Raw genomic sequence first — 21059 nt, 5'->3', positions numbered from 1 at the left:
CCGTCGTGCCGGTGGTGGGAGTCGAACCCACACGTCCTTGCGGACAACCGAGTTTGAGTCGGTCGCGTCTGCCATTCCGCCACACCGGCGAGTCCGCGATTGACCATACCGTAGGATTCAATGGTGACAGAGCAAGAGCAGACCGCTTCGGCATCCGCCCCCCGTCGCGTCGTCGTGGCCGAAGACGAGTCGCTCATCCGGCTCGACATCGTCGAGATCCTCCGCGACAACGGGTTCGACGTCGTCGGCGAGGCCGGTGACGGCGAGACCGCCGTGGCCCTCGCGACCGAGCTGCGTCCCGACCTCGTGATCATGGACGTCAAGATGCCCCAGCTCGACGGCATCAGCGCGGCCGAGAAGCTCAGCAAGAACCACATCGCCCCGGTCGTGCTCCTGACGGCGTTCAGCCAGAAGGAGCTCGTCGAGCGTGCGAGCGAGGCAGGCGCCCTTGCCTACGTCGTGAAGCCGTTCACACCGAACGACCTGCTCCCGGCGATCGAGATCGCGCTGGCCCGCTACGACCAGATCATCACGCTCGAGGCCGAGGTCGCCGACATGGTCGAGCGCTTCGAGACCCGCAAGCTCGTCGACCGCGCGAAGGGCCTCCTCAACGAGAAGATGGGCCTCTCGGAGCCCGAGGCGTTCCGCTGGATCCAGAAGGCGTCGATGGACCGCCGCCTGACGATGCAGGACGTCGCGAAGGCCATCATCGAGCAGCTCGCCCCCAAGAAGGGCTGACCCCCACCCGCTTGGACGGATGCCGCGGCCCGGGGTCGCGGCATCCGTTCTTTCATTCCCGGGGGAGGTCCCGGATCATGTTCGTGATCCGGACAGTCGAGCACCGCCGGCCCTGATCGTCGCTCACGACGATCTCGTGCACCGTGAGGGTGCGGCCGAGGTGGATGGGCGTGCAGACGCCGGTCACGAACCCCGATGTCGCCGAGCGCGTGTGCGTCGCGTTGATGTCGATGCCGACGGCGAGGCGCCCGGGGCCGGCGTGCAGGTTGGCGTGCATCGAGCCGAGCGACTCGCCGAGCACGCAGTAGGCGCCTCCGTGGAACAGTCCGACCGGCTGCGTGTTGCCCTCGACGGGCATCCTCCCGACGGCGCGATCCAGCGTGAGCTCGACCCATTCGAAGCCCATCTTCTCGGCGAGGGCGCCGACGCCTCGGGCGCGCGCCCAGTCGAGCCGGTCAACGGTCGCGGGGGCGTCGGACATGGTCCTCCTCGGGGTCACGAACGGAGCGCGCGCGCCGGCGCGGAGGTCGGCGCAGGGGGTCGGATGCCTGTCGTAAGCCCTGACTAGGCTTGCAGGGTGACGGACTCCGCAAAGCCTACCCTTCTCGTCGTGGACGGCCATTCGCTCGCATATCGGGCGTTCTACGCACTCCCTGTCGAGAACTTCTCGACGAAGGACGGGCAGCACACGAACGGCATCTACGGCTTCCTCGCGATGCTCATCAACCTCATCAAGGCCGAGCGGCCCACCCACATGGCGGTCGCCTTCGACACGTCGCGGCAGTCGTTCCGCACGCGGGAGTACGCGGAGTACAAGGCCAACCGCTCCGAGACGCCGTCGGAGTTCAAGGGGCAGATCCCGCTCCTGCAGGACTGCCTCGCGGCCATGAGCATCCAGGTGCTCCAGCAGGAGGACATCGAGGCCGACGACATTCTCGCGACCCTCGCGACGCAGGGCGCCGAGGCGGGCTTCTCGGTGCTCGTGTGCTCCGGCGACCGTGACACGATCCAGCTCGTCAACGACGACATCACTCTGCTCTACCCGAACGTCCAGGGCGTCTCGCAGCTCAAGCGCTACGACCGGCAGGCCGTCATCGACCGCTACGGCGTGCCGCCCGAGCAGTACCCCGACATCGCCGCGCTCGTCGGCGAGACCAGCGACAACCTCCCCGGCGTGCCCAAGGTGGGGGAGAAGACCGCCGTCAAGTGGCTCACCCAGTTCGGGTCGCTCGACAGCCTGCTGGAGAACGCCGACAAGGTCACCGGCGTCGTCGGCGGCAACCTGCGCGAGCACCTCGACTCCGTGCGCCGCAATCGCGCCCTGAACCGCCTGCTGCGTGACGTCGACCTGCCCTTGCATCCCACCGATCTCGAGGTGCAGCCGATGGACGCGCAGGCCGTGCGCGACATCTTCGCGCGCCTCGAGTTCAAGACGCTCATCCCTCGCGTCGCCGAGCTCGCCGGCATCGAGCAGCAGATGGCGGCCGTCGCGTCAGCTGCCGCCGTGCCGATGCCGGTGCCCGCCGAGCCGTCGGCCGACGGGCTGCGCGCGTGGGTCGACGCCGCGAAGGGCGACGTCGCGGTCACGCTCGTCATCGAGGGCGGCCTGCCCCGGCGCATCGGCCTGGCGACGAAGGACGCCGCGGTCGAGTCCGACTGGACGCCGGCCGTCGCCGACGCGCTCGGCGAGTGGCTCGCCTCAGACGCGCCGAAGGTCCTGGGCGACGCGAAGCCCCAGGTCAAGGCGCTGACGCGCGCGGGGCAGCGGCTCGGCGGGCTCGTCTTCGACACGACCCTCGCGGGATGGCTCCTGCGGCCGAGCTTCCCCGACAAGACGCTCGCCGACCTCGTCGACCGCTACCTCGATGAGAAGCTGCCCGAGTCCGACCCCGCACAGCTCGTACCCGAGACCGAGGGCGCGACCCCCGGCCAGCTGTCCTGGTACACGCTCCGCGTCGCCGAGATGCTGCGCGCCGAGCTTCCCGAGTCGGTCGCCGCCGTCCTCGCCGACATCGAGCTGCCCACGCTGCAGACGCTCGCCGACATGGAGCTCGCCGGCGTCTCCGTCTCGCACGCCAAGCTCTCCGGGTTCTCGGGAGAGCTCGGCGACCGCGCCGACGCCATCGCACAGGACGCGTATGCCGCGATCGGGCGAGAGGTCAACCTGGGCTCGCCGAAGCAGCTGCAGGAGGTGCTCTTCGACGAGCTCGAGCTCCCGAAGACGCGCAAGACGAAGACCGGGTACTCGACGGATGCCGCGGTGCTGGCCGATCTGCAGGAGACGAACCCGCACCCGTTCCTCGACCTGCTCCTGCAGCATCGCGAGGCGACGAAGCTGCGTCAGATCATCGAGTCGCTCGACGTCGCCATCGCCGACGACGGCCGCGTGCGCACGACGTACCTGCAGACGGGAAGCCAGACGGGGCGGCTGTCGAGCACCGACCCGAACCTGCAGAACATCCCCGTGCGCACGGAGGAGAGCCGCCGCATCCGCTCCGCCTTCGAGGTGGGCGCCGGCTACGAGACGCTCCTGACGGCCGACTACTCGCAGATCGAGATGCGCATCATGGCGCACCTGTCGGAAGACCCGGGCCTCATCGAGGCGTTCAACTCGGGCGAAGACCTGCACCGCTTCGTCGGCGCGCGCGTGTTCGGCGTCGCCCCCGAAGACGTCACGGCGGCGATGCGCACGAAGGTCAAGGCGATGTCGTACGGCCTCGTCTACGGCCTGTCGGCGTTCGGCCTGTCCAAGCAGCTGCGCATCGAGCAGTCCGAGGCGAAGCAGCTCATGATGGAGTACTTCGCGCGCTTCGGTGCCGTGCGCGACTATCTGCGCTCGTCGGTCGAGCAGGCGCGCGTCGACGGCTACACCGAGACGATCTTCGGCCGCAGGCGCCCGTTCCCCGACCTCGCGAGCCCCAACCGGGTGCTGCGTGAGAACGCCGAGCGCGCGGCGCTCAACGCCCCGATCCAGGGCAGCGCCGCCGACATCATGAAGATCGCGCTGTTCCACATCCACGACGACTTCCGCGCGGAGGGGCTGCAGTCGCGTGTGCTCATGCAGATCCACGACGAACTCGTGGTGGAGGTGGCCGAGGGGGAGTGGGATGCCGCCGAGCGGGTCGTGCGCGAACGCATGGGCGATGCGGCACGCCTCTCCGTGCCCCTCGACGTGCAGATCGGACGCGGCGCCGACTGGAACGAGGCGGCGCACTGATCCCGCTCCCGCTCCTGCTGAGCGGGTGAGACCGCGTCCTGGATTGGTAGCGACGCGGTGCCATGCCTAGGCTCGACGCATGAGTGATTCTCTGCGCGCCTCCACCCCGATCGACGAGATCGCCGACCGCTGGGTCGACACCGTCGCCGAGCTCGACCCCTCGCTGGCCACCTACATCGGGCGCAACGAGTTCAACGACCGGTACGCCGACTTCTCGCCGGCCGGGCAGGAGCATCTCATCGAGGCGACGCGCGCCACGCTCGCGGCGCTCGAGGCGGCGACCCCGGTCGACGCCGTCGACGCCGTGACGCAGGAGGACCTGACTCGCGAGCTGCGGCTCGCGCTCGACCTGCACGAGGCGCAGTGGCACCTGCGCGACCTCAACGTCATCGCCTCGCCGGCGCAGGACATCCGCTCGGTCTTCGACCTCATGCCCACCGACACGGTCGACGACTGGACGGTCGTCTCGACGCGCCTGAAGGCCCTTCCGGCAGCCGTCGACGGCTACATCGCGACGCTGCGCGAGGGAATCTCGCGCGGAGTCGTGCCGGCACGCCGCCAGGTCGCCGAAGTCGTCACCCAGATCGCGCGGTACACGAACGAGACGGGGTTCTTCGCCGAATTCGCGGTCGAGGCGGCTCCCGAGGAGGGCCAGCTCCCGGCATCCCTCGCCCGCGACCTCTCCGACAACGCGAACGCCGCCCGCGTCGCGTACGACCGGCTCGCCGACTTCCTGAGCGGCGAGCTCGCTCCCGTCGCCGGCGAGGGCGACGCCGTGGGCCGCGAGCTCTACGCCCTCCACTCGCGCAGGTTCCTCGGCGCGACGATCGATCTCGACGAGACGTACGAGTGGGGCGTCGAAGAGCTCGCACGCATGGTGGCCGAGCAGGAGGAGATCGCGCACGAGATCAAGGCCGGCGCGAGCGTCGAGGAGGCCGTCGCCATCCTCGAGCAGGATCCCTCGCGCAAGCTCGTGGGCACCGAGGCCCTGCAGCGGTGGATGCAGGAGACGAGCGACCACGCCGTCGCAGAGCTCGGCAAGACGCACTTCGACATCCCCGAGCCGATCCGCAGGCTCGAGTGCATGATCGCGCCGACGAAGGAAGGCGGGATCTACTACACGGGCCCGACCGACGACTTCTCGCGTCCCGGCCGCATGTGGTGGTCGGTGCCCGAAGGCGTCGAGGACTTCGACACGTGGCGCGAGCTGACGACCGTCTACCACGAGGGCGTTCCCGGGCACCACCTGCAGATCGCGCAGGCGGTCTACAACCGCGCCGAGCTGAACTCGTGGCGGCGCCTGCTCGCCGGCACGTCCGGGCACGCGGAGGGCTGGGCGCTGTACGCGGAGCGGCTCATGCAGCAGCTCGGCTACCTCGACGACCCCGCCGACCGGCTCGGGATGCTGGACGGCCAGCGCATGCGCGCGGCCCGCGTCGTGCTCGACATCGGGGTGCACCTCGGAAAGCCCCGCCCCGACGGCCGCGGCACATGGGACGGCGACTACGCGCTCGAGTTCATGCGGCACAACGTCAACATGTCCGACGAGTTCATCCGCTTCGAGGTCAACCGCTACCTCGGCTGGCCCGGACAGGCGCCGTCGTACAAGGTGGGTCAGCGTATCTGGGAGCAGCTGCGCGACGACGTCAAGGATCGCGAGGGCGTCGAGTTCTCGATCAAGGCGTTCCACAAGCGCGCGCTCGAGCTGGGCGGCGTCGGTCTCGACACGCTGCGCTCGGCGCTCGTCCGCTGAGCCTGTCGAAGCGTGAGCCTGTCGAGCCTGAACCCGCTGCTGCGTCAGGGGAGGTCGCGCGCCAGCAGGCGCGCGACCTCCTCGTCGCTCGTCTGGGTGAAGTCGTCGTAGAACTGGCCGACCGCCCAGAACTCCCGCTCGCGGTGCGGGCAGACGAACTCGTCGACGACGGTGTCCTCGGGCAGCCACCGCAGGGGCGCGACCGGTGCGGCCAGCACGATCCGTGCGGCTCCCCGGCCGCGCTGAGCACGGCAGGCCGCGGTCGCCGTGGCACCCGTCGCGATGCCGTCGTCGACGATGATCGCGGTGCGGCCCTCGACCTCGAGCGGTGTCTCCGCGAAGAGGCGGTTGCGACGCTCGAGCTCGACCCGCTCGGACGCCTCGACGGCGGCGAGCTCCTCCGGCGTCACACCATGCAGCCGCGTCGCGGCGGGATCGACGACCCGCACGCCGTCGGCGATCGCTCCGACCGCGAACTCTTCGCGCGACGGCGCGCCGAGCTTGCGGACGACGGCGACGCCGAGGGGGAGCGCGAGCGCCCGCGCGACCTCCGCCGCCACGACGACGCCGCCGCGTGGGATGCCCAGGACGACGGCATCCGCTCCGCGATGATGTTCCAGCGCCGCCGCGAGCTCTCTGCCCGCCGCGACGCGATCCGGGAAGATGGCCATGCGCGCACTCTACGTCGCCGACCACGACGAGGGAATGCCCTCGCCGCCCTCGTGGTTCTATGCGTTCGAATGGAAGGAAGCACACCATGGCCACGAGCGATCAGTCGCAGGTGCAACTCGGACTCGACACCTTCGGGGACGTGACGCGCGACGAGTCGGGAGCGCTGCTGAGCGACGCCGAGACGATCCGCAACGTCGTCGACCAGGCGGTGCTCGCCGACGAGGTGGGCCTGTCGTTCTTCGGGGTGGGGGAGCACCACCGCCCCGAGTTCGCCGTCTCGAGCCCCGAGATCGTTCTCGCCGCCGCGGCGGGCCGGACGCAGCAGATCCACCTGGGCACCGCTGTCACGGTGCTGTCGAGCGATGACCCGGTGCGTGTGTACGAGCGGTTCGCGACGCTGGATGCCGTCTCCCGGGGTCGTGCGGAGGTGATCCTCGGCCGCGGGTCGTTCATCGAGTCGTTCCCGCTGTTCGGCTACGACCTGCGCGATTACGAGGTGCTCTTCGACGAGAAGCTCGACCTGTTCTCTCAGCTGCTTGCCGAGAAGCCCGTGACCTGGAGCGGCACGAAGCGCGCGGCACTGGAAGACGCCGACGTCTTCCCCAAGACGGAGAGCGGCCTGAAGGCGTGGGTCGGCGTCGGCGGCACCCCCGAATCGGTGGTCCGCGCCGCACGGCACGGCTACGGGCTCATGCTCGCGATCATCGGGGGACCGGCGGGACGGTTCCGCCCCTTCGTCGACCTCTACCACCGCTCGCTCGACTCGTTCGGCCGCGACCGGCTCCCGATCGGCGTGCACTCGCCCGGTCACGTGGCCGACACCGACCAGCAGGCGTGGGACGAGGCTTTCGAGGGATTCGAGGCGATGAACAACACGATCGGCCGCGAGCGCGGCTGGCCCGCCTACAATCGCCTGCGCTTCCAGCACGACGTCGGACCCGAGGGCGCTCTGTACGTCGGCTCGCCCGAGACGGTGGCGCGCAAGATCGCCGACACCGTCCGCACGCTCGGGGTCGATCGGTTCGACCTCAAGTTCTCGACGGGCACGCTGTCGCACGGCCGCATGATGCGCTCGATCGAGCTGTACGGCACGAAGGTCGCGCCGCTCGTGCGAGAGCTGCTGGCCTAGGTCGCGTCGCGAGCCGGGGCGACCGACGCCGCCTAGGCTGGTCGGATGGCATCCGTTCGATACGTCGCGATCGGCGACTCCTTCACCGAAGGCGTCGGCGACGAGCTTCCCGACGGCCGCGTGCGCGGATGGGCCGACCTGGTCGCGGAGGGCTGGGCGCGCGCGTCGGGCGAGCCGGTCGAGTACGCGAACCTCGCCATCCGCGGAAAGCTCGTGTGGCCGATCGTCGAACAGCAGCTCGAGCCCGCGCTCGCACTGCGACCCACGCACCTGTCGTTCAACGGCGGCGGCAATGACATGCTGCGGCCGCGCACCTCGGTGTCGCACATCGTCGCCGCGTTCGAGCGCGTGATCGCGCGCTGCGACGAGGAGGGCGTGAAGCTCGTCGTGCTCTCGGGTGCCAACCCGTCTGCCCAGCTTCCGCTCAGCCGGGTCATCCAGCGTCGCGGCGACGTGCTGTCGGCCGCCGTCGCGGAGCACCTCGATGCGCGACCCGACATCGTGCGCGCGCTCAACTGGCCCGACCGCGAGCTCTCGACGCCCGGGTACTGGTCCGACGATCGCCTGCACATGAACGCCCGCGGTCATCACCGCGTCGCGGCCCGTGTGCTCACGGCGCTCGGCTATGAACCGGCCGCCGGCTGGTGGTCGCTTCCGACGCTGCCCGACAGCGCCCGGTTGCGCAACGCTGCGTACTACCGGCAGCACGTCGGGCCGTGGGTGCGCCGCCGCGTGACGCGGACCTCGTCGGGGGACGGCCGCGAGCCGAAGTACGGCGCGTGGACGACGTTCGACCCCGTGTGACTGCCTACTCCGTCGCGCGCACCGAGTAGACGAGCTCCGCGAACTGCCCCCTCTGGGTCACCGACTCGAGTCTGAGCCGATCGGCCCCTAGTCTGCGGGGGAGCAGGGGCCGCCCCGAGCCGAGCGTCGCGGGCGCGATCGAGACGCGCACCTCGTCGAGCAGCCCTTCGTCGGCGAACTGGCCGACGACGTCGCCGCCGCCGACGACCCAGACGTCCTTGTCGCCGGCGGCCGCGACGATGTCGGCCCAGATGTCGCGCACCGCGCCCGAGTGGAGCCGCAGCCGCGCGCCGGGGATGAGCGGGAGGGTGCGGGTCGTCAGCACGAAGCTCGGCCGCTCGCCGTAGATCGCCTTCCACTTCTCGGGATGCTCGAGCAGGTTCTCGTGCCGCAGCACCCACTCGTAGGTCGTCGAGCCCATCACGAGCACGCCGATGCCCTCGAGGAACCGGGGGAACGCCGCCTCGGCCTCGGCGGAGCCGGGCACCGCGAACAGCCAGTCGAGGGAGTCTTCGTCGTCGGCGAGATAGCCGTCGAGTGTCGTGGCGGTGTTGAAGACGACGCGTGTCATGCGCACAGGCTAACCGCGGCATCCGACATCTTGACAGCGTATTCAACCGATTGGTATTGTACTTATCGGTTGAATAAGGAGGTCGAGATGGCGGCGAACTCTGAGGATGCCCTCAGTCGCACATTCGCGGCCCTGGCCGACCCGACCCGCCGCGAGATCCTCGCGAGGCTCGCGCGGGGCGAGGCGACGGTGGGGGAGGTCGCTGCGCCGTTCGACATGACCCTCGCCGCCGTGTCGAAGCACCTCCGAGTGCTCGAGGCCGCCGGGCTCGTCACCCGCGGGCGCGACGCCCAGTTCCGGCCCGCCCGGCTCGACGCGCGCCCTCTGGCCGCGGCATCCCAGTGGATCGGCGACTATGCGCGGTTCTGGGGCGATTCGCTCGACGCCCTCGACTCCTACCTCAACGCCTTTCAGCAGCTCACACCGCACCACAACACGCAGGAACCACACGACAAGGAGAATCCCCATGGCTGAGTACTTCACGATCACGCGGCAGCTCGCCGCTCCGCGCGAGCTCGTCTTCGACGCGATCACCAAGCCCGAGCACTTCGCGGTCTGGTTCGGCACGGCGGCCGTCGAGGTGCCGCAGGACTCGCTCACGATGGACGTCCGGGTCGGCGGCGACTTCCGCGCGACGATGCTGCTGCCGGACGGCAACCGCATCGACTGGGCGGGGGAGTACGTCGAGGTCGACCCGCCGGCCCGCCTCGCGATGACCCTGACCGACAACCCCGACCAGTACGCGGGTCTTCCGGTGCTCTTCGACCTCGAGGAGGTCGACGGCGGCACGCGGCTCACGATCAGCCAGGATCGCGCCGACTTCTCCGACGAGCAGGTCGCGGCGACGATCGCCGGGTACAACGCCTTCATCGACGACATCGAGAACGAGCTCGCTCGCATGCAAAACGGCTGATCGCATGGATTTCGAGGGGTTGTCAAGCCCCTCCTGGGCCTCCGCGACCGCTGTCAGCATGGTTTCGGATGGGAGGCCGCATGGGGTCTTCCCGGAAAGGAACCTCGCATGAGCATCGGTGCAGGAATCGTCCTCTTCGTGATCGGCGCGATTCTCACGTTCGCCCTCAACGTCCAGCTGGACTGGGTGAACCTCGACCTCGTCGGGTACATCCTGATGGGCGCCGGCGTCGTCGTCGTCATCATCGGGATCGTGCTTCTCATGCGTCGTCGCCGGTCGGAGGTCGTCACGCGCAACACCGTGGACCCCGTCGCGGGCGAGCAGGTGACGCGCCGCTCCGCGTCGCACCCCGACGACGCCGCGGGTCTGTAACAGCTAGAGCGCACCGGGCCGGTGCAGCGCTCCTCTCGCGAGCGCTGCGCCGGCCCTCGCGCATCGTGCGGGCGTCTCACCCGTGAGCGCGGCAGCGAGGAACCCGGCGGCGAAGGCGTCGCCGGCACCCGTCGAGTCGACGACGCCATCGACCTGCTCGACCTCGACCTCATCCTCGACGCCGCGTGCGCGCAGGATCACCGGCTCGCCGCCGCGCTTCACCACGAGCCGGAGCTCACCGGGCAGGTCGAGCTCGAAGCTGTCCAGCAACTCCGCCTCGTCGGCGTTCGCGAAGACGACCGCGGGGGAGAGCGCGTCGACGACGGCGCGCAGGCCCTCGACACCGAGTTCGCGCATCGCCGAGACGCTCGACAGGTCGAGGCTCACCGGAAAGGCAGGGGAGGGCCCGACGGCCTTCAGAACGGCCGCGCGTGAAACCGCCGTCGCGAAACCGTACAGCGGGACGTGCAGCCACCGCGTTCCGTCGAGCCACGCCGGCTCGATCGCATCGAGCTCCGCCGCCGCGCCGCGGTCGGTCAGCATCGTCCGCTCGCCCGCCTCGTCGACGAGGATCACGATGCTCCCGGTGCGGCCGCCGCGCTGCACGCGCACCTCGACTCCCGCGGCCTCGAGCTCCGCGACGAGCGCCTGGCCTTCGGCATCCGTCCCCACCCGCCCGATGAAGCGCACCCGCGTGTGCGGCGCTGCCGCCGCCGCGACGTTCGCCGCGCTGCCGCCGCGCGTGTGGGTGATGGCCGCCGGGTTGTCGGTGCCGCGCACGAGGTCGGCCGCCCCGAGCACGATCACGTCGGCGATGAGGTCGCCGATGACCGTGAGCATCAGCCCTGCCCGGCGAGCGCCGCCGCGATCTCGGCGCCGAGCGAGACGTTGCCCCGGTACACCGCGACGTTGACGTCGAGGCTGCGTCCGCCGGTCTCGCGCTGCATGTAGTCGAGCAGGAACGGGGTCGTGTCGTGGCCCGAGACGCCCTGAGCCGCCGCGTCGGCGAGTGCGCGGCCGAGCACCTCGTCGTGGAGCTCCGCGGGAAGCTGCGCCGCCGCGTCGACGGGATTCGCCACGAGAAGCGTGGAGGGGATGCCGAGGGCATCGCGTGCCGCGGCGACGGCGGCGATCTCGGCGGGGGAGTCGACCGAGTACTCGATGTCGAACCCCGAGTCGGCGATGTAGAACCCCGGATAGTCGGTCGTGCGGTATCCGACGACGGTGAGGCTCAGCGTCTCGAGGCGCTCGAGCGTCAGCGGGATGTCGAGGATCGATTTCACGCCCGCGCTCACGACCACGAGCGGGAGGGTGGCGAGAACGGGCAGGTCGGCCGACTCGTCGAAGGTCTGCGGCGCGTCACGGTGCACGCCGCCGAGGCCCCCCGTCGAGAAAACGCGGACGCCGGCGCGATGCGCGAGGTACGCCGTCGCAGCCACCGTCGTGCCGCCGTCGAGGCGCTTCGCCGCGGCGACGGGCAGATCGCGCAGGCTCAGCTTGACCGCCTCGTCGGTCGTGGAGAGCCGCTCGATCTCGGCCCGCGACAGCCCGACCACTGGTGTTCCGTCGACGACGCCGATCGTCGCGGGCACGACGCCTGCGGCACGCACGCGGTCCTCGGCCTCGAGTGCGACCTCGAGGTTGCGGGGCCGGGGGAGCCCGTGGGTGAAGATGGTCGACTCGAGCGCGAGGATCGGGATGCCGCGGTCCGCGGCATCCTGCACCTCGTCGGCGATGCGCAGACCGGACGGCGTCATTCCGCGTCGATCCGCTCCAGCAGGAAGACCGGGATCTTGCGCTCCGTGCGCTTCTGGTAGTTCGCGTAGTCCGGCCACGCCGCGACGGCGTGCTCCCACCAGGTGTCGTACTCCTCGCCGTGCAGCTCACGCGCGAGGTAGTCGCCCTTGTCCGCGCCGTCCTGCAGCTCGACGTGCGGATTGTGCACGAGGTTGAAGTACCAGGCGGGATGCTTCGGCGCACCGCCCAACGACGCCACGACGGCGTACACCCCGTCGTGCTCGACACGCATGAGCGCCGTCTTGCGCAGGGCGCCGGTCTTGGCGCCGACGCTCGTCAGGACGATGACGGGCTTGCCGCGCAGGAGCCCTTGAGCGGCGCCGTCGCTCGACTCGTAGGCCTCGGCCTGGCGCTGCGCCCAGGCGGCCGTGCTCGGCAGGTATTCGCCTTCCAGCGGCATGTGCTCCTCCTCGGATCGACTCACGGCCCAGTCAACCAGCCTTCGCGACCATCGAGGCGTGCCGAAGCTCGGCTGTGCCGACCCCGATGAAGGGGAGGAGCCGGTGGGGGGAGGAGCAGGTAGGCTTCTCGGCGAACGTGACACGAATCGAGGAGGTGAGCCCGATGCACACACCGTCCATTCCGGGCGCTCCTTCGAGTTCACGGTCGAGCGACTGACGCAGTCGTCGCGGGGAGCGCCGCAGCACTCTCGAAAGCAACGACCATGAACACTTCGCACTCTTCACGCACGGCCCTCGTCCTCGGCGGCGGGGGATCGGTGGGCAACGCCTGGCTCGTCGGCGTCGTCGCCGGCCTCGCCGAGGGCGGACTCGACGTCACCCACGCCGACCTCATCATCGGCACGTCTGCCGGCGCGACCGCCGCGGCCCAGATCACCGGCGCGAGCCCGGCACACCTGTACGACCAGACCATCGCGCCGATCCCGGCCGGAGCGGGCCGCCCCGCATCGCGGCCGATCCTCAACCGCGATCACCTCGACCGCACGAACGCCGTCATCGCGGCATCCTCCGACCCGGCCGACATGCGCCGCCGCATGGGAGCAGAACTCCGGGCGGATGCCATGTCCGACGACGCCGGCACCGCCCGATGGAGGGCGATCGTCACCCCGCGCCTTCCGCGCCAGGAGTGGCCCGAGCAGCGGGTGCTGATCACGGCCGTCGACGCCGACACGGGGGAGCCGGTCGTCCTCGATCGCGACAGCGGCGTCGACCTCGTCGATGCCGTCGCGGCGAGCACCGCGGGCGGCTTCGCCTATCGCATCGGAGACCGCCGGTACATCGACGGCGGCTATCGCTCCAATGCCGAGAACGCGGACCTCGCGTCCGGGTACGACAAGGTGCTCGTGCTGTCGCCGTTCGGCGGCCGGACGCGGCTTCCCCTGGGGTGGCACCTCGACCTCGCGCACCAGATCGACGATCTGCGCGCCGAGGGCAGCACGGTCGAGGCGATCCACCCGGATGCCGATGCGCTCGAGGCGTTCGGCGACAACATGATGAATCCCGCGGCGCGCCCGCCGGCCGCACGTGCCGGCTACGAGCAGGGTCGCGCGCTCGCGGCGCAGCTCAGCCCCTTCTGGCGCTGACGCCGCCATCTCGTAGGGGAGCGCCTCGACGACGCACCAGACGGGAACTCTGGGCGCTCTCCTGCGCGAGTTGACATAATGTGCATTATCGGCGATTACGGTCGCAGATCATCCACGAGGGGCGATGGATGCCACAGCTGGAGCGCCCGCGCGAGCGTCGAGGCGCGGCATCCGCCGTCTGGGCGATCCCTCAATGCGCAGCATCCGTCGTCCGCGCGATCCTCGAGGAACCTCGCGGGCCGACGGATCCGCGTCACTCGGCGACGCGACATTCCGACAGCTCCACAGGCCGCGCAGGCGAATCCGGGGGTCGTTCTGCGAAGTCTTTGTGCTTCCTATGCGTGTCCTCATATCAATGTGAGCGCTAACTGGATAGCGTTTCCCCAACTCCGCGCATGGACGCGCGGGGTGCCGGCCGCGAAGGAGAGGTTGTCGTCCTCCGCGGACGGGAGACGCAGTTCACCCCGAATGGAGCAGTCCATGGCGCTTTTCCACACTCCGCCACCGACGAAGACCAGGAAGTCCCGAGGCCGAGCAGTCGGCCGCATCCTCGCCGCCGGCATCGCCGGCGCCGTGTGCGTCGGCATGATGGCCGCGACGCCTGCCATCGCCGGACCCACCGACCAGCCGAACGGCGACACCGGCACGACGGCGACCGAGACGAGCGCCGCGAGCGACCAGACCTTCGAGCGCTACCTCTTCGCGTCGTTCCACGGCGGCGACGACGGTGGCCGCAACGGCGAGCAGATCTGGATCAGCGCGTCGAAGGGCAACGACCCGCTCAACTGGTACGAGGTCAACTACGACCAGGGCACGTCGGTCTCGCAGCCGATCCTGCAGACCGTCAACCCGCCGCAAGGCCAGCAGGGCCTGCGCGACCCCTCGCTCATCCGCTCGGCCGACGGCGAGCACTTCTACCTGCTCGCGACCGATCTCAAGACCTACCAGGACGGCCAGTCGTGGTCGTACCGCCAGTCCCGCGGCTCGCGGAACCTCGTGGTCTACGAGTCCAGCGATCTCGTGACCTGGTCAGAGCCCCGATTCATCAAGGTCGAGGACGACCACGCGGGCAACGTGTGGGCGCCGGAGGCCTTCTACGACGCGAAGAACGAGCAGTACATCGTGTTCTGGGCCTCGAACCTCTACCCGGACGAGGACATCGCGAACCGCAACACGTCGCAGATCTCCTACAACCGCATCCGGATCGCCACGACGAAGGACTTCAAGACCTTCTCCGAGCCGACCACGTGGATCAACCTCGACCGTTCCACCGGCCGGCAGGGCTGGGGAATGATCGACTCGACGATGATCGCGGCGAACGACAAGATCTACCGGCTGACGAAGGACGAGAACGGCTTCCGCGTCCTGCTCCAGTACATCGACTCCCTGGACGACCTGTACGACACGTGGGGCCCGGAAGACACGACGCCGCACGCCGTCAACAAGAATCCGATCACGGCGCTGACCGAGAGCCCGAACGCCTGGACGATGGTCGGCAACGCCAACGGCTCGAGCAAGTGGCAGATCCCGGGTCTCAGCGGCGGCAACCTCGAGGGACCGCTCGTCTTCAAGGACAACGTCGATGACAAGTGGTATGTCTTCATCGACTACGCCTCGGGCGGTGGCTACGTCGCGTGGCGCTCGGACTCGATGGACAAGGCGCCCAACGAGTGGGAGTACCTCGGCCAGTCGTGGTGCAATACGACAGGCCTGTCGAGCACGTGCAACGCGAAGTCGGCGACCTCGCCGTACTGGTCGCTGCCGGTCAGCCCGCGGCACGGCTCGGTGCTTCCCGTCACGCTCGAGGAATGGGAGCGCGTCATGTCGCACTACAACTCCCCCGTCCACGTCGAGACTTCGCTCGTGAAGGCCGACGGCACGGCGGTCGGCAAGAACGCCTGGGTCAACGAGGTCCCGAAGCTCGAGATGAACTGGACCGACTTCAACGGCACGGGTCTCTTCCCCGCCTGGCTGCGCCTCATCGAGGGCCACAACGGCGGCGCCCGCGTCGTGGCCGACTCCACGATCAGCTCAGGCATCAGCCAGGGCATGACCGTGCCGGTCAATGCGGTCGAAGGCACCAACTGGGCTCAGCTCGAATACCGGGATGCCTCCCTCGGCGGCGACGCCGTGATGCTGTGGACGACCGACGTGTCGTACAGGCTCGACACGACGGCTCCCCGAGCCGACATCACCGTGGACGGCTGGGACGTCGATGTCGCCGCGACCGATCCGGCCCCGGCGAACGGCGCGGAGAGCTCGGGCGTGGCTTCGTGTCAGCTGCGTGTCGAGGGCGGCGCGTGGTCGGACTGCGCACCCACGACCCTGGCACCGGCGATCCTCGATCGCACCGCGTCGGTCCGCGTGACCGACAAGGCCGGCAACGTGTTCGACACGACGGCGGTCGTGGCGGGGACGGGCCTGAAGGTCGAGCTCGACGTGACGACCCGCTGCGTCGGATCGAAGGTCATGCAGGTCCTGACCGTCAGCAACGGTGAGGATGTGCCGGTCTCGTCGACGGTGACCACTCCCTACGGATCCAGGCCGGTCCCCTCGATCGGCTCCGGCAAGGCCAGGTCGCAGGTGTTCAGCACGCGGCTCGAGAGCATCCCGGCCGGGTCCGCCGAGATCTCGACCACGGCGACGATCGACGGCCAGAACGTCACCGTCGAGAAGGTCGTCGACTATCCGGCGGCCTCCTGCCGCTGACCCACTCGCAGCACCCTGAACGAGGGGCGCGTCGCCGGAACCCCGGCGGCGCGCCCCTCGTCGCGTGTAACGTCTGCGCTGTGCCGCACCGTCCCCGCCATGTCTGCACGGGATCCCTGACCGTCGCACTCCCGTCCGAGGAGGCGTTCCCGCTTTTCACAGCCCGCGGCGAGACGCTGTGGGTCCCCGACTGGACTCCGGAGTTCTTCGCCGACGTCGACGACGACACCGCCGTCGGCACGGTGTGGCGCACGCACGCCGGCGATCACGAGACGACGTGGATCGTCGTCGCGTCCGAGCCGCCGCACGCCGCGACTTATGCGCGGGTGACACCGGGACACAGTGCGACGACCGTGCGCGTGCGCCTCGAGCCGTCGCCGGAAGGCTCGATCGTCCGCGTCGGCTACGACATCACGTCGCTCGACGAGTCGGCCGACGATGAGCTCGCCTCGTTCGCGGCGCACTTCGACGACATGCTCGCCGAGTGGGCGCGTCTGATCGCCGCGGCGCTCGACGGCAGCTGAGCTCGCGAGACTTCGCGAACGGGGCACGACACGCCGCGCGGACGCACCAACCCTGAAGTCTCGCGCAGGTCAGGTCGTGGCGATCTCGATCGCACCCTCGAAGCGCAGGCGGATGCCTCCCCCCGCGCCGCGCAGGATCACGAGCAGCGTGTGCTCGCAGCCGTGGCACCGCACGATCGAGCCCACGTCGTCGCGTTCGACGATCACCTCGGCCATGTCGCCGTGCAGCCCGCAATGCCGGCACACGATCGTGAGGGTCGAGGCATCCGCGCTCATGAACTCCGCGAGCACGCCCGCGAGGGCGTTCCCGTCGACGTGATCGACATGCGACCGCATCAGGCACCTCCGAAGCGCTCGGTCTTGATCCGGCCAGCAGGATGTCCGCGCGCGACGAGCTCTCGCGCGACGAACTCGACGAAGCCCGTCGGGCCGCACACGTACACGACGGGATCGTCGGCGACCGGCCAGACTGCCGCATCGATGGCCTCCGGCGTCAGACGGCCGACCCGCCCTTGCCATCCGTCAGGCGCGGATCGCGTGTAGGCCCACGCGGCCCCTACTCCCCCGTCGCCGTCGAGCTTCTCCAGCTCTTCGCGATATATCGCGTCCTCCGGGGTGCGCACCGACACGAGGAGCCGGAACGGCTGATCGGTGGATGCTGCGAGCCGGGCGCGGATCATCGCGCGCAGCGGCACGATCCCGGAACCGCCCGCGATGAGCTGCACGGGCGACGGATCGTCGTCGCGCCACACGAAATAGCCGCCGAGCGGACCGAGCACCTCGAGCGAGTCGCCGGGACCGACGTCGTGCACGAGATACGGCGACACCTCCCCGTCGGGCACCTCGTCGATGCCGAGCTCGATCGTGTCGCCGTCCCCCGCGAGGCCCAGCGAGTACGAGCGCACGGCTTGATAGCCGTCCTCGGCCGTGAGGCGCACGTCGACGTGCTGCCCGGGAAGACTGCCGGGCCAGTCCGACACGGCGAGCGTCAGCAGCCGGGCATGCGCGTTCGCGGCGACGGCGCCCACGACACGGGCGTCGCGCCACACCGCACGGACGGCGGGGGCCGCCGTCACCAGTACCGTTCCTCGGTCCATGGGTCGCCGTGCAGGTGATAGCCGTTCTGCTCCCAGAAGCCCGGGTCGTCGTGGGGCTGCAGCGAGAGGCCCCGCACCCACTTGGCGCTCTTCCAGAAGTAGAGGTGCGGAACCAGCAGCCGCGCCGGACCGCCGTGCTCCGGGTCGAGGGGCTCCCCGTCGAATTCGTACGCGATCCACGCCTTGCCGTCCAGCAGATCCTCCAGCGGCACGTTGGTCGTGTAGCCGCCGTAGGAGTGGGCCATCGCGTACTCGACCTCGGTGTCGATGTCGGCGAACAGCGTGTCGAGCGACACGCCGCGCCAGGACGTGCCGAGCTTCGTCCACCGTGTGACGCAGTGGATGTCGGTCGAGATCTCTTCGCTGGGGAGCGCCATGAACTCGTCCCACGTCCAGCGCTTGCCCGACCCCGTCTCGGTGCGGATCGTGAACCGCCACTCCGCCAGGTCGATGTCGGGCGTCGGACCGGCCGACAGCACCGGGAAGTCCTCCGTGAGGTACTGCCCCGGGGGCAGTCGCGGATCGGACTCGCGGCGCCGGGCGCCGAAGCCGCGCGAGAACACAGCCATGAACCCCTCCTCGCTTCGCGGCGGGGAAGCCCTGCCGACGGCACCAGGCTAGCGACAGGCATCCGATCAGGAAAAGGGATGCCGCGCGCCAGGGCGGAACGCGCCGCGCACGGCGCTGGCTACCCTGGGAACGTGGCATCCCCCGGCTCCGCCCCCGTTCGCACGTGATCGAGTCGCTCACCGGATTCGTCGTCGTCGGCGTCGCCATCCTCGTCGGCTGGATCATCGGACGTATCGACCTGCTCGGTGAGCACGCGAGGCCTGTGCTCAGCCGCCTGACCTTCTTCGTGCTCTCGCCGTTCCTCCTGTTCGTCGTGCTCGCGAACGCCGACGTGCACACGCTGTTCTCGGCTCTCCTTCCCGTCTCGGCGATCGCGGCCCTCACCGTCATCGCCGCCTACGCGCTCATCGCGAAGCTCGCGTGGCGCCGGCCCGTGGGCGAGGTCGTGATCGGTGCACTGTCGGCGGGTCAGGTCAACTCGAACAACATCGGCATCCCCCTGTCGCTCTATCTGCTGGGCTCGGCCGCCTACCCCGCGCCGGTCATCCTCATGCAGCTGCTCCTGTTCACGCCGATCTCGATGACGATCCTGGAAGCGGTGACGTCGGGGAGCTCATCGCTCCGGCGCGCGGTGCTGCGGACCCTCACGAACCCGCTCGTGATCGGATCGGTGCTCGGCACGCTCGTCTCGGTGATCGGGCTCGACCTCCCGCCGATCGTCATGCAGCCCGCGCAGCTCATCGCGAACGCGTGCGTGCCGGTGCTTCTCATCTCGTACGGCATCTCGCTGCACGGCCAGCGGGTGCTCGCGCCGTCGGGGCGGCGCCGCGACATCACCCTCGCAACGCTTCTCAAGCTGTTCGCCATGCCGCTCGTCGCGTGGGCGGTCGCGGTCTACGTCTTCCACCTCGCGCCGCACGACGTGCTCATCGTGGTCGTGCTCGCCGCGCTCCCCACGGCGCAGAACGTCTTCAACTACTCGCAGCGGTACGGCGTGGGCGAGACGATCTCGCGCGACACGATCTTCCTCACGACGATCGCGTGCGTGCCGATCCTGTTGCTGGCGACCTTCCTGCTCGGCTGAACGACTCCCCCGACATGTGCGGACACCTGCGGACACATGCGGTGAACGCACCGCGACGTTGACGGGCAAGGGCCGGGCCGGGGTCTAGGCTGTTGTCCCGAACCTTCACAGGAAACATTCAGAAAGGGCTCGCTCCCATGTCAACCGAATCCGCCGCCGAGAAGTCGGCTGTCAACGGCATCCGCACCGCCTTCGGCGTCGGCGGCGTGCTCTCCATCATCATCGGCATCCTGATCCTCGCCTGGCCGGGCAAGACGGCCGTCGTCGTCGCGGCGATCATCGCGATCTACGCGATCGTCGCCGGCCTCGTCTACGCGGGTCTCGGGATCTTCTCGAAGTCGAAGGGCGGCTGGGCGCGTGTGGGCCACATCGCCCTCGGCGCCCTGTTCGTGATCGCGGGCGTCGTCGCGCTGTTCAACCTGCAGCAGACGACCGCGTGGCTCGGCGTCTTCGTCGGCATCCTCGTCGGTATCCTCTGGATCGTCGAGGGCATCGTGTCGCTCTCGACGCTCGGCGACGCCGCCTCGAAGGGCTGGACGATCTTCTTCGCGATCATCAGCATCCTCGCGGGCCTCGTGCTGCTGTTCAACCCGTTCTACGGCACGGCCGTCCTGTGGTGGCTGCTGGGTATCGCGCTCATCGTCCTGGGCATCATCCAGGTCGTGCGCGCGTTCCGCTTCTCGGGCCGCGACCTCTGATCGACGCATGAAAGAAGGGCCTCGGGGATCATCTCCCCGAGGCCCTTCTTCTCTGTGTTCAGATCACTCGGCGCCGAAGGACTCCGTGTCGCCGACGAGGCGGGTGTTGTCGGCGGGCACGGGCTCGACGGCGGCGCGCGCGACCTCGGCCGCGAACTCCGAGACGTTGTAGAGCTTGCCGGCGTCCTCGCGGCGCGCGGCGATGGCCCCGGGGTTGGCGCGCTCGAGGAGGGTCGCCGTGATCGTGCCTTCGATCATGTCGCCCGAGACGACGACGAACTCGATCCCCTTCTCGGTGAGCGCGGGGATGCGCTCACGCAGCGCGTCCTCGCCGGCGCGCTTGGACAGGGCGACGGGCTCGTACTCGGGCATCGTGGGCGTCGTGCGGATGAAGTGGGCCTGGTGGCTCGTCACGAAGACGACCCGCGCGCCCTCGCCGAGGAGAGGCAGCGCGGTCTCCAGCACGCGCACCTGCGCGTCGCGGTTGAGCTGGAGCGCGTAGTCCTCGGCCATGCCCGACTCCATGCCGCCCGAGGCGTTGAGCACGAGGATGTCGAGGCCGCCGAACGTGCGCTGCACCTCGTCGAACATCGCCTGCACCGACTCCGCGTCGGTCAGGTCGGCGCCGACGACGAGCGCCTCGACACCCAGTCCGCGCAGCTCGGTCGCGAGCTTCTCGGCGCGCGGCGCCTTGTTGCGGTAGTTGATGACGACGTTCGCGCCAGCCTCGGCGAGGTAGCGCACGGTGTCGGCGCCGATGCCGCGCGACGAGCCGGTGACGAGGGCGCTCTTGCCGGCGAGGGAGCCGGGAGCCAGGGGCGTGAGGGATTCGGACAAGTGATTTCCCAACGGGTGGCGGAGGTGCCGA

Annotated in this window: 23 protein-coding genes and 1 tRNA gene; 13 read left to right on the top strand and 11 right to left on the bottom strand. The window is 69.6% G+C overall.

Features of this window, described 5'->3' with window-relative positions:
- Positions 1–6 precede the first annotated feature (6 nt).
- Positions 7–89: transfer RNA gene (locus tag ACH3VR_RS05425), tRNA-Leu, on the bottom strand.
- A 31-nt stretch (positions 90–120) separates the two neighbouring features.
- On the opposite strand from ACH3VR_RS05425, the gene ACH3VR_RS05420 reads away from it, so the two are divergent.
- Complete coding sequence (locus tag ACH3VR_RS05420) at positions 121–738, top strand: ANTAR domain-containing response regulator (RefSeq protein WP_396639749.1); 618 nt, start codon at positions 121–123, stop codon at positions 736–738.
- A gap of 52 nt (positions 739–790) precedes the next feature.
- Here the strand turns inward: ACH3VR_RS05420 and ACH3VR_RS05415 are convergent, their stop codons facing one another.
- On the bottom strand, positions 791–1219 hold the full coding sequence (locus tag ACH3VR_RS05415) for a hotdog fold thioesterase (protein ID WP_396639748.1): 429 nt from the start codon (positions 1217–1219) through the stop codon (positions 791–793).
- A 96-nt stretch (positions 1220–1315) separates the two neighbouring features.
- On the opposite strand from ACH3VR_RS05415, the gene polA reads away from it, so the two are divergent.
- Together polA and ACH3VR_RS05405 are read left to right on the top strand one after the other, a co-directional pair.
- The gene (polA, locus tag ACH3VR_RS05410; protein ID WP_396639747.1) at positions 1316–3955 is read left to right on the top strand and encodes a DNA polymerase I; all 2640 of its coding nucleotides are present in this window, start codon (positions 1316–1318) and stop codon (positions 3953–3955) included.
- A 79-nt stretch (positions 3956–4034) separates the two neighbouring features.
- A complete protein-coding gene (locus ACH3VR_RS05405) occupies positions 4035–5708 on the top strand; it encodes a DUF885 domain-containing protein (RefSeq protein ID WP_396639746.1) in 1674 nt (557 codons plus the stop codon).
- 44 nt (positions 5709–5752) lie between these two features.
- Here ACH3VR_RS05405 and ACH3VR_RS05400 read toward each other — a convergent pair whose 3' ends face one another.
- Positions 5753–6379 (bottom strand): phosphoribosyltransferase, encoded by a 627-nt coding sequence (locus tag ACH3VR_RS05400; RefSeq protein WP_396639745.1) that lies wholly within the window; start codon positions 6377–6379, stop codon positions 5753–5755.
- Between the two features lie 86 nt (positions 6380–6465).
- On the opposite strand from ACH3VR_RS05400, the gene ACH3VR_RS05395 reads away from it, so the two are divergent.
- Positions 6466–7509, top strand: coding sequence for an LLM class flavin-dependent oxidoreductase (locus tag ACH3VR_RS05395; protein WP_396639744.1), 1044 nt, complete (start codon positions 6466–6468; stop codon positions 7507–7509).
- 45 nt (positions 7510–7554) lie between these two features.
- Complete coding sequence (locus ACH3VR_RS05390; RefSeq protein ID WP_396639743.1) at positions 7555–8313, top strand: SGNH/GDSL hydrolase family protein; 759 nt, start codon at positions 7555–7557, stop codon at positions 8311–8313.
- 4 nt (positions 8314–8317) lie between these two features.
- On the opposite strand, the gene ACH3VR_RS05385 is transcribed toward ACH3VR_RS05390, so the two are convergent.
- Complete coding sequence (locus ACH3VR_RS05385; RefSeq protein ID WP_396639742.1) at positions 8318–8884, bottom strand: dihydrofolate reductase family protein; 567 nt, start codon at positions 8882–8884, stop codon at positions 8318–8320.
- A gap of 87 nt (positions 8885–8971) precedes the next feature.
- On the opposite strand from ACH3VR_RS05385, the gene ACH3VR_RS05380 reads away from it, so the two are divergent.
- The 3 genes from ACH3VR_RS05380 (at position 8972) to ACH3VR_RS05370 (ending at position 10169) form a co-directional block, all read left to right on the top strand.
- Positions 8972–9358 carry an ArsR/SmtB family transcription factor gene (locus ACH3VR_RS05380; protein ID WP_396639741.1) on the top strand — a complete coding sequence of 129 codons (387 nt, stop codon included), beginning with the start codon at positions 8972–8974 and terminating at the stop codon, positions 9356–9358.
- Positions 9351–9797, top strand: coding sequence for an SRPBCC family protein (locus ACH3VR_RS05375; protein WP_396639740.1), 447 nt, complete (start codon positions 9351–9353; stop codon positions 9795–9797). Before ACH3VR_RS05380 ends, ACH3VR_RS05375 begins: the two co-directional genes overlap by 8 nt.
- A 108-nt stretch (positions 9798–9905) precedes the next feature.
- A complete protein-coding gene (locus ACH3VR_RS05370) occupies positions 9906–10169 on the top strand; it encodes a DUF6458 family protein (protein WP_396639739.1) in 264 nt (87 codons plus the stop codon).
- Between the two features lie 3 nt (positions 10170–10172).
- On the opposite strand, the gene ACH3VR_RS05365 is transcribed toward ACH3VR_RS05370, so the two are convergent.
- The 3 genes from ACH3VR_RS05365 to ACH3VR_RS05355 are packed head-to-tail and all read right to left on the bottom strand — an operon-like array spanning position 10173 to position 12366.
- The gene (locus ACH3VR_RS05365) at positions 10173–11009 is read right to left on the bottom strand and encodes a carbohydrate kinase family protein (RefSeq protein WP_396639738.1); all 837 of its coding nucleotides are present in this window, start codon (positions 11007–11009) and stop codon (positions 10173–10175) included.
- Entirely contained in the window at positions 11009–11926 is a 918-nt protein-coding gene (locus tag ACH3VR_RS05360; RefSeq protein WP_396639737.1) for a pseudouridine-5'-phosphate glycosidase, read from the bottom strand. The genes ACH3VR_RS05365 and ACH3VR_RS05360 overlap by 1 nt, the downstream gene beginning before the upstream one ends.
- Complete coding sequence (locus ACH3VR_RS05355) at positions 11923–12366, bottom strand: nitroreductase family deazaflavin-dependent oxidoreductase (protein ID WP_396639736.1); 444 nt, start codon at positions 12364–12366, stop codon at positions 11923–11925. The genes ACH3VR_RS05360 and ACH3VR_RS05355 overlap by 4 nt, the downstream gene beginning before the upstream one ends.
- A 264-nt stretch (positions 12367–12630) precedes the next feature.
- On the opposite strand from ACH3VR_RS05355, the gene ACH3VR_RS05350 reads away from it, so the two are divergent.
- The 3 genes from ACH3VR_RS05350 (at position 12631) to ACH3VR_RS05340 (ending at position 16742) form a co-directional block, all read left to right on the top strand.
- Positions 12631–13509: a patatin-like phospholipase family protein gene (locus ACH3VR_RS05350; protein ID WP_396639735.1), complete on the top strand. Its 879-nt coding sequence runs from the start codon at positions 12631–12633 to the stop codon at positions 13507–13509.
- Between the two features lie 480 nt (positions 13510–13989).
- The gene (locus ACH3VR_RS05345) at positions 13990–16218 is read left to right on the top strand and encodes a glycoside hydrolase family 43 protein (protein ID WP_396639734.1); all 2229 of its coding nucleotides are present in this window, start codon (positions 13990–13992) and stop codon (positions 16216–16218) included.
- Between the two features lie 80 nt (positions 16219–16298).
- The gene (locus ACH3VR_RS05340; RefSeq protein ID WP_396639733.1) at positions 16299–16742 is read left to right on the top strand and encodes a hypothetical protein; all 444 of its coding nucleotides are present in this window, start codon (positions 16299–16301) and stop codon (positions 16740–16742) included.
- 69 nt (positions 16743–16811) lie between these two features.
- Here the strand turns inward: ACH3VR_RS05340 and ACH3VR_RS05335 are convergent, their stop codons facing one another.
- The 3 genes from ACH3VR_RS05335 to ACH3VR_RS05325 are packed head-to-tail and all read right to left on the bottom strand — an operon-like array spanning position 16812 to position 18408.
- Positions 16812–17078 (bottom strand): DUF6510 family protein, encoded by a 267-nt coding sequence (locus ACH3VR_RS05335; protein ID WP_396639732.1) that lies wholly within the window; start codon positions 17076–17078, stop codon positions 16812–16814.
- A complete protein-coding gene (locus ACH3VR_RS05330; protein WP_396639731.1) occupies positions 17078–17818 on the bottom strand; it encodes a ferredoxin reductase in 741 nt (246 codons plus the stop codon). The genes ACH3VR_RS05335 and ACH3VR_RS05330 overlap by 1 nt, the downstream gene beginning before the upstream one ends.
- Positions 17815–18408 carry a sulfite oxidase-like oxidoreductase gene (locus ACH3VR_RS05325; RefSeq protein ID WP_396639730.1) on the bottom strand — a complete coding sequence of 198 codons (594 nt, stop codon included), beginning with the start codon at positions 18406–18408 and terminating at the stop codon, positions 17815–17817. Before ACH3VR_RS05325 ends, ACH3VR_RS05330 begins: the two co-directional genes overlap by 4 nt.
- A gap of 164 nt (positions 18409–18572) precedes the next feature.
- Between ACH3VR_RS05325 and ACH3VR_RS05320 the strand changes: the two genes are divergently transcribed.
- Together ACH3VR_RS05320 and ACH3VR_RS05315 are read left to right on the top strand one after the other, a co-directional pair.
- Positions 18573–19493: an AEC family transporter gene (locus ACH3VR_RS05320; RefSeq protein ID WP_396639729.1), complete on the top strand. Its 921-nt coding sequence runs from the start codon at positions 18573–18575 to the stop codon at positions 19491–19493.
- A 137-nt stretch (positions 19494–19630) separates the two neighbouring features.
- Entirely contained in the window at positions 19631–20191 is a 561-nt protein-coding gene (locus tag ACH3VR_RS05315; RefSeq protein ID WP_396639728.1) for an HdeD family acid-resistance protein, read from the top strand.
- A gap of 63 nt (positions 20192–20254) precedes the next feature.
- Here the strand turns inward: ACH3VR_RS05315 and ACH3VR_RS05310 are convergent, their stop codons facing one another.
- Positions 20255–21028, bottom strand: a complete 774-nt coding sequence (locus ACH3VR_RS05310) for an SDR family oxidoreductase (RefSeq protein ID WP_396639727.1) — start codon at positions 21026–21028, stop codon at positions 20255–20257.
- Positions 21029–21059: the final 31 nt, after the last annotated feature.

It is taken from the genome of Microbacterium alkaliflavum, assembly GCF_044325405.1.
GTDB classification, from domain to species: domain Bacteria; phylum Actinomycetota; class Actinomycetes; order Actinomycetales; family Microbacteriaceae; genus Microbacterium; species Microbacterium alkaliflavum.
The sequence above is the reverse complement of the archived record's forward strand: the minus strand, read 5'-3'. Positions and strand labels throughout refer to the sequence as shown.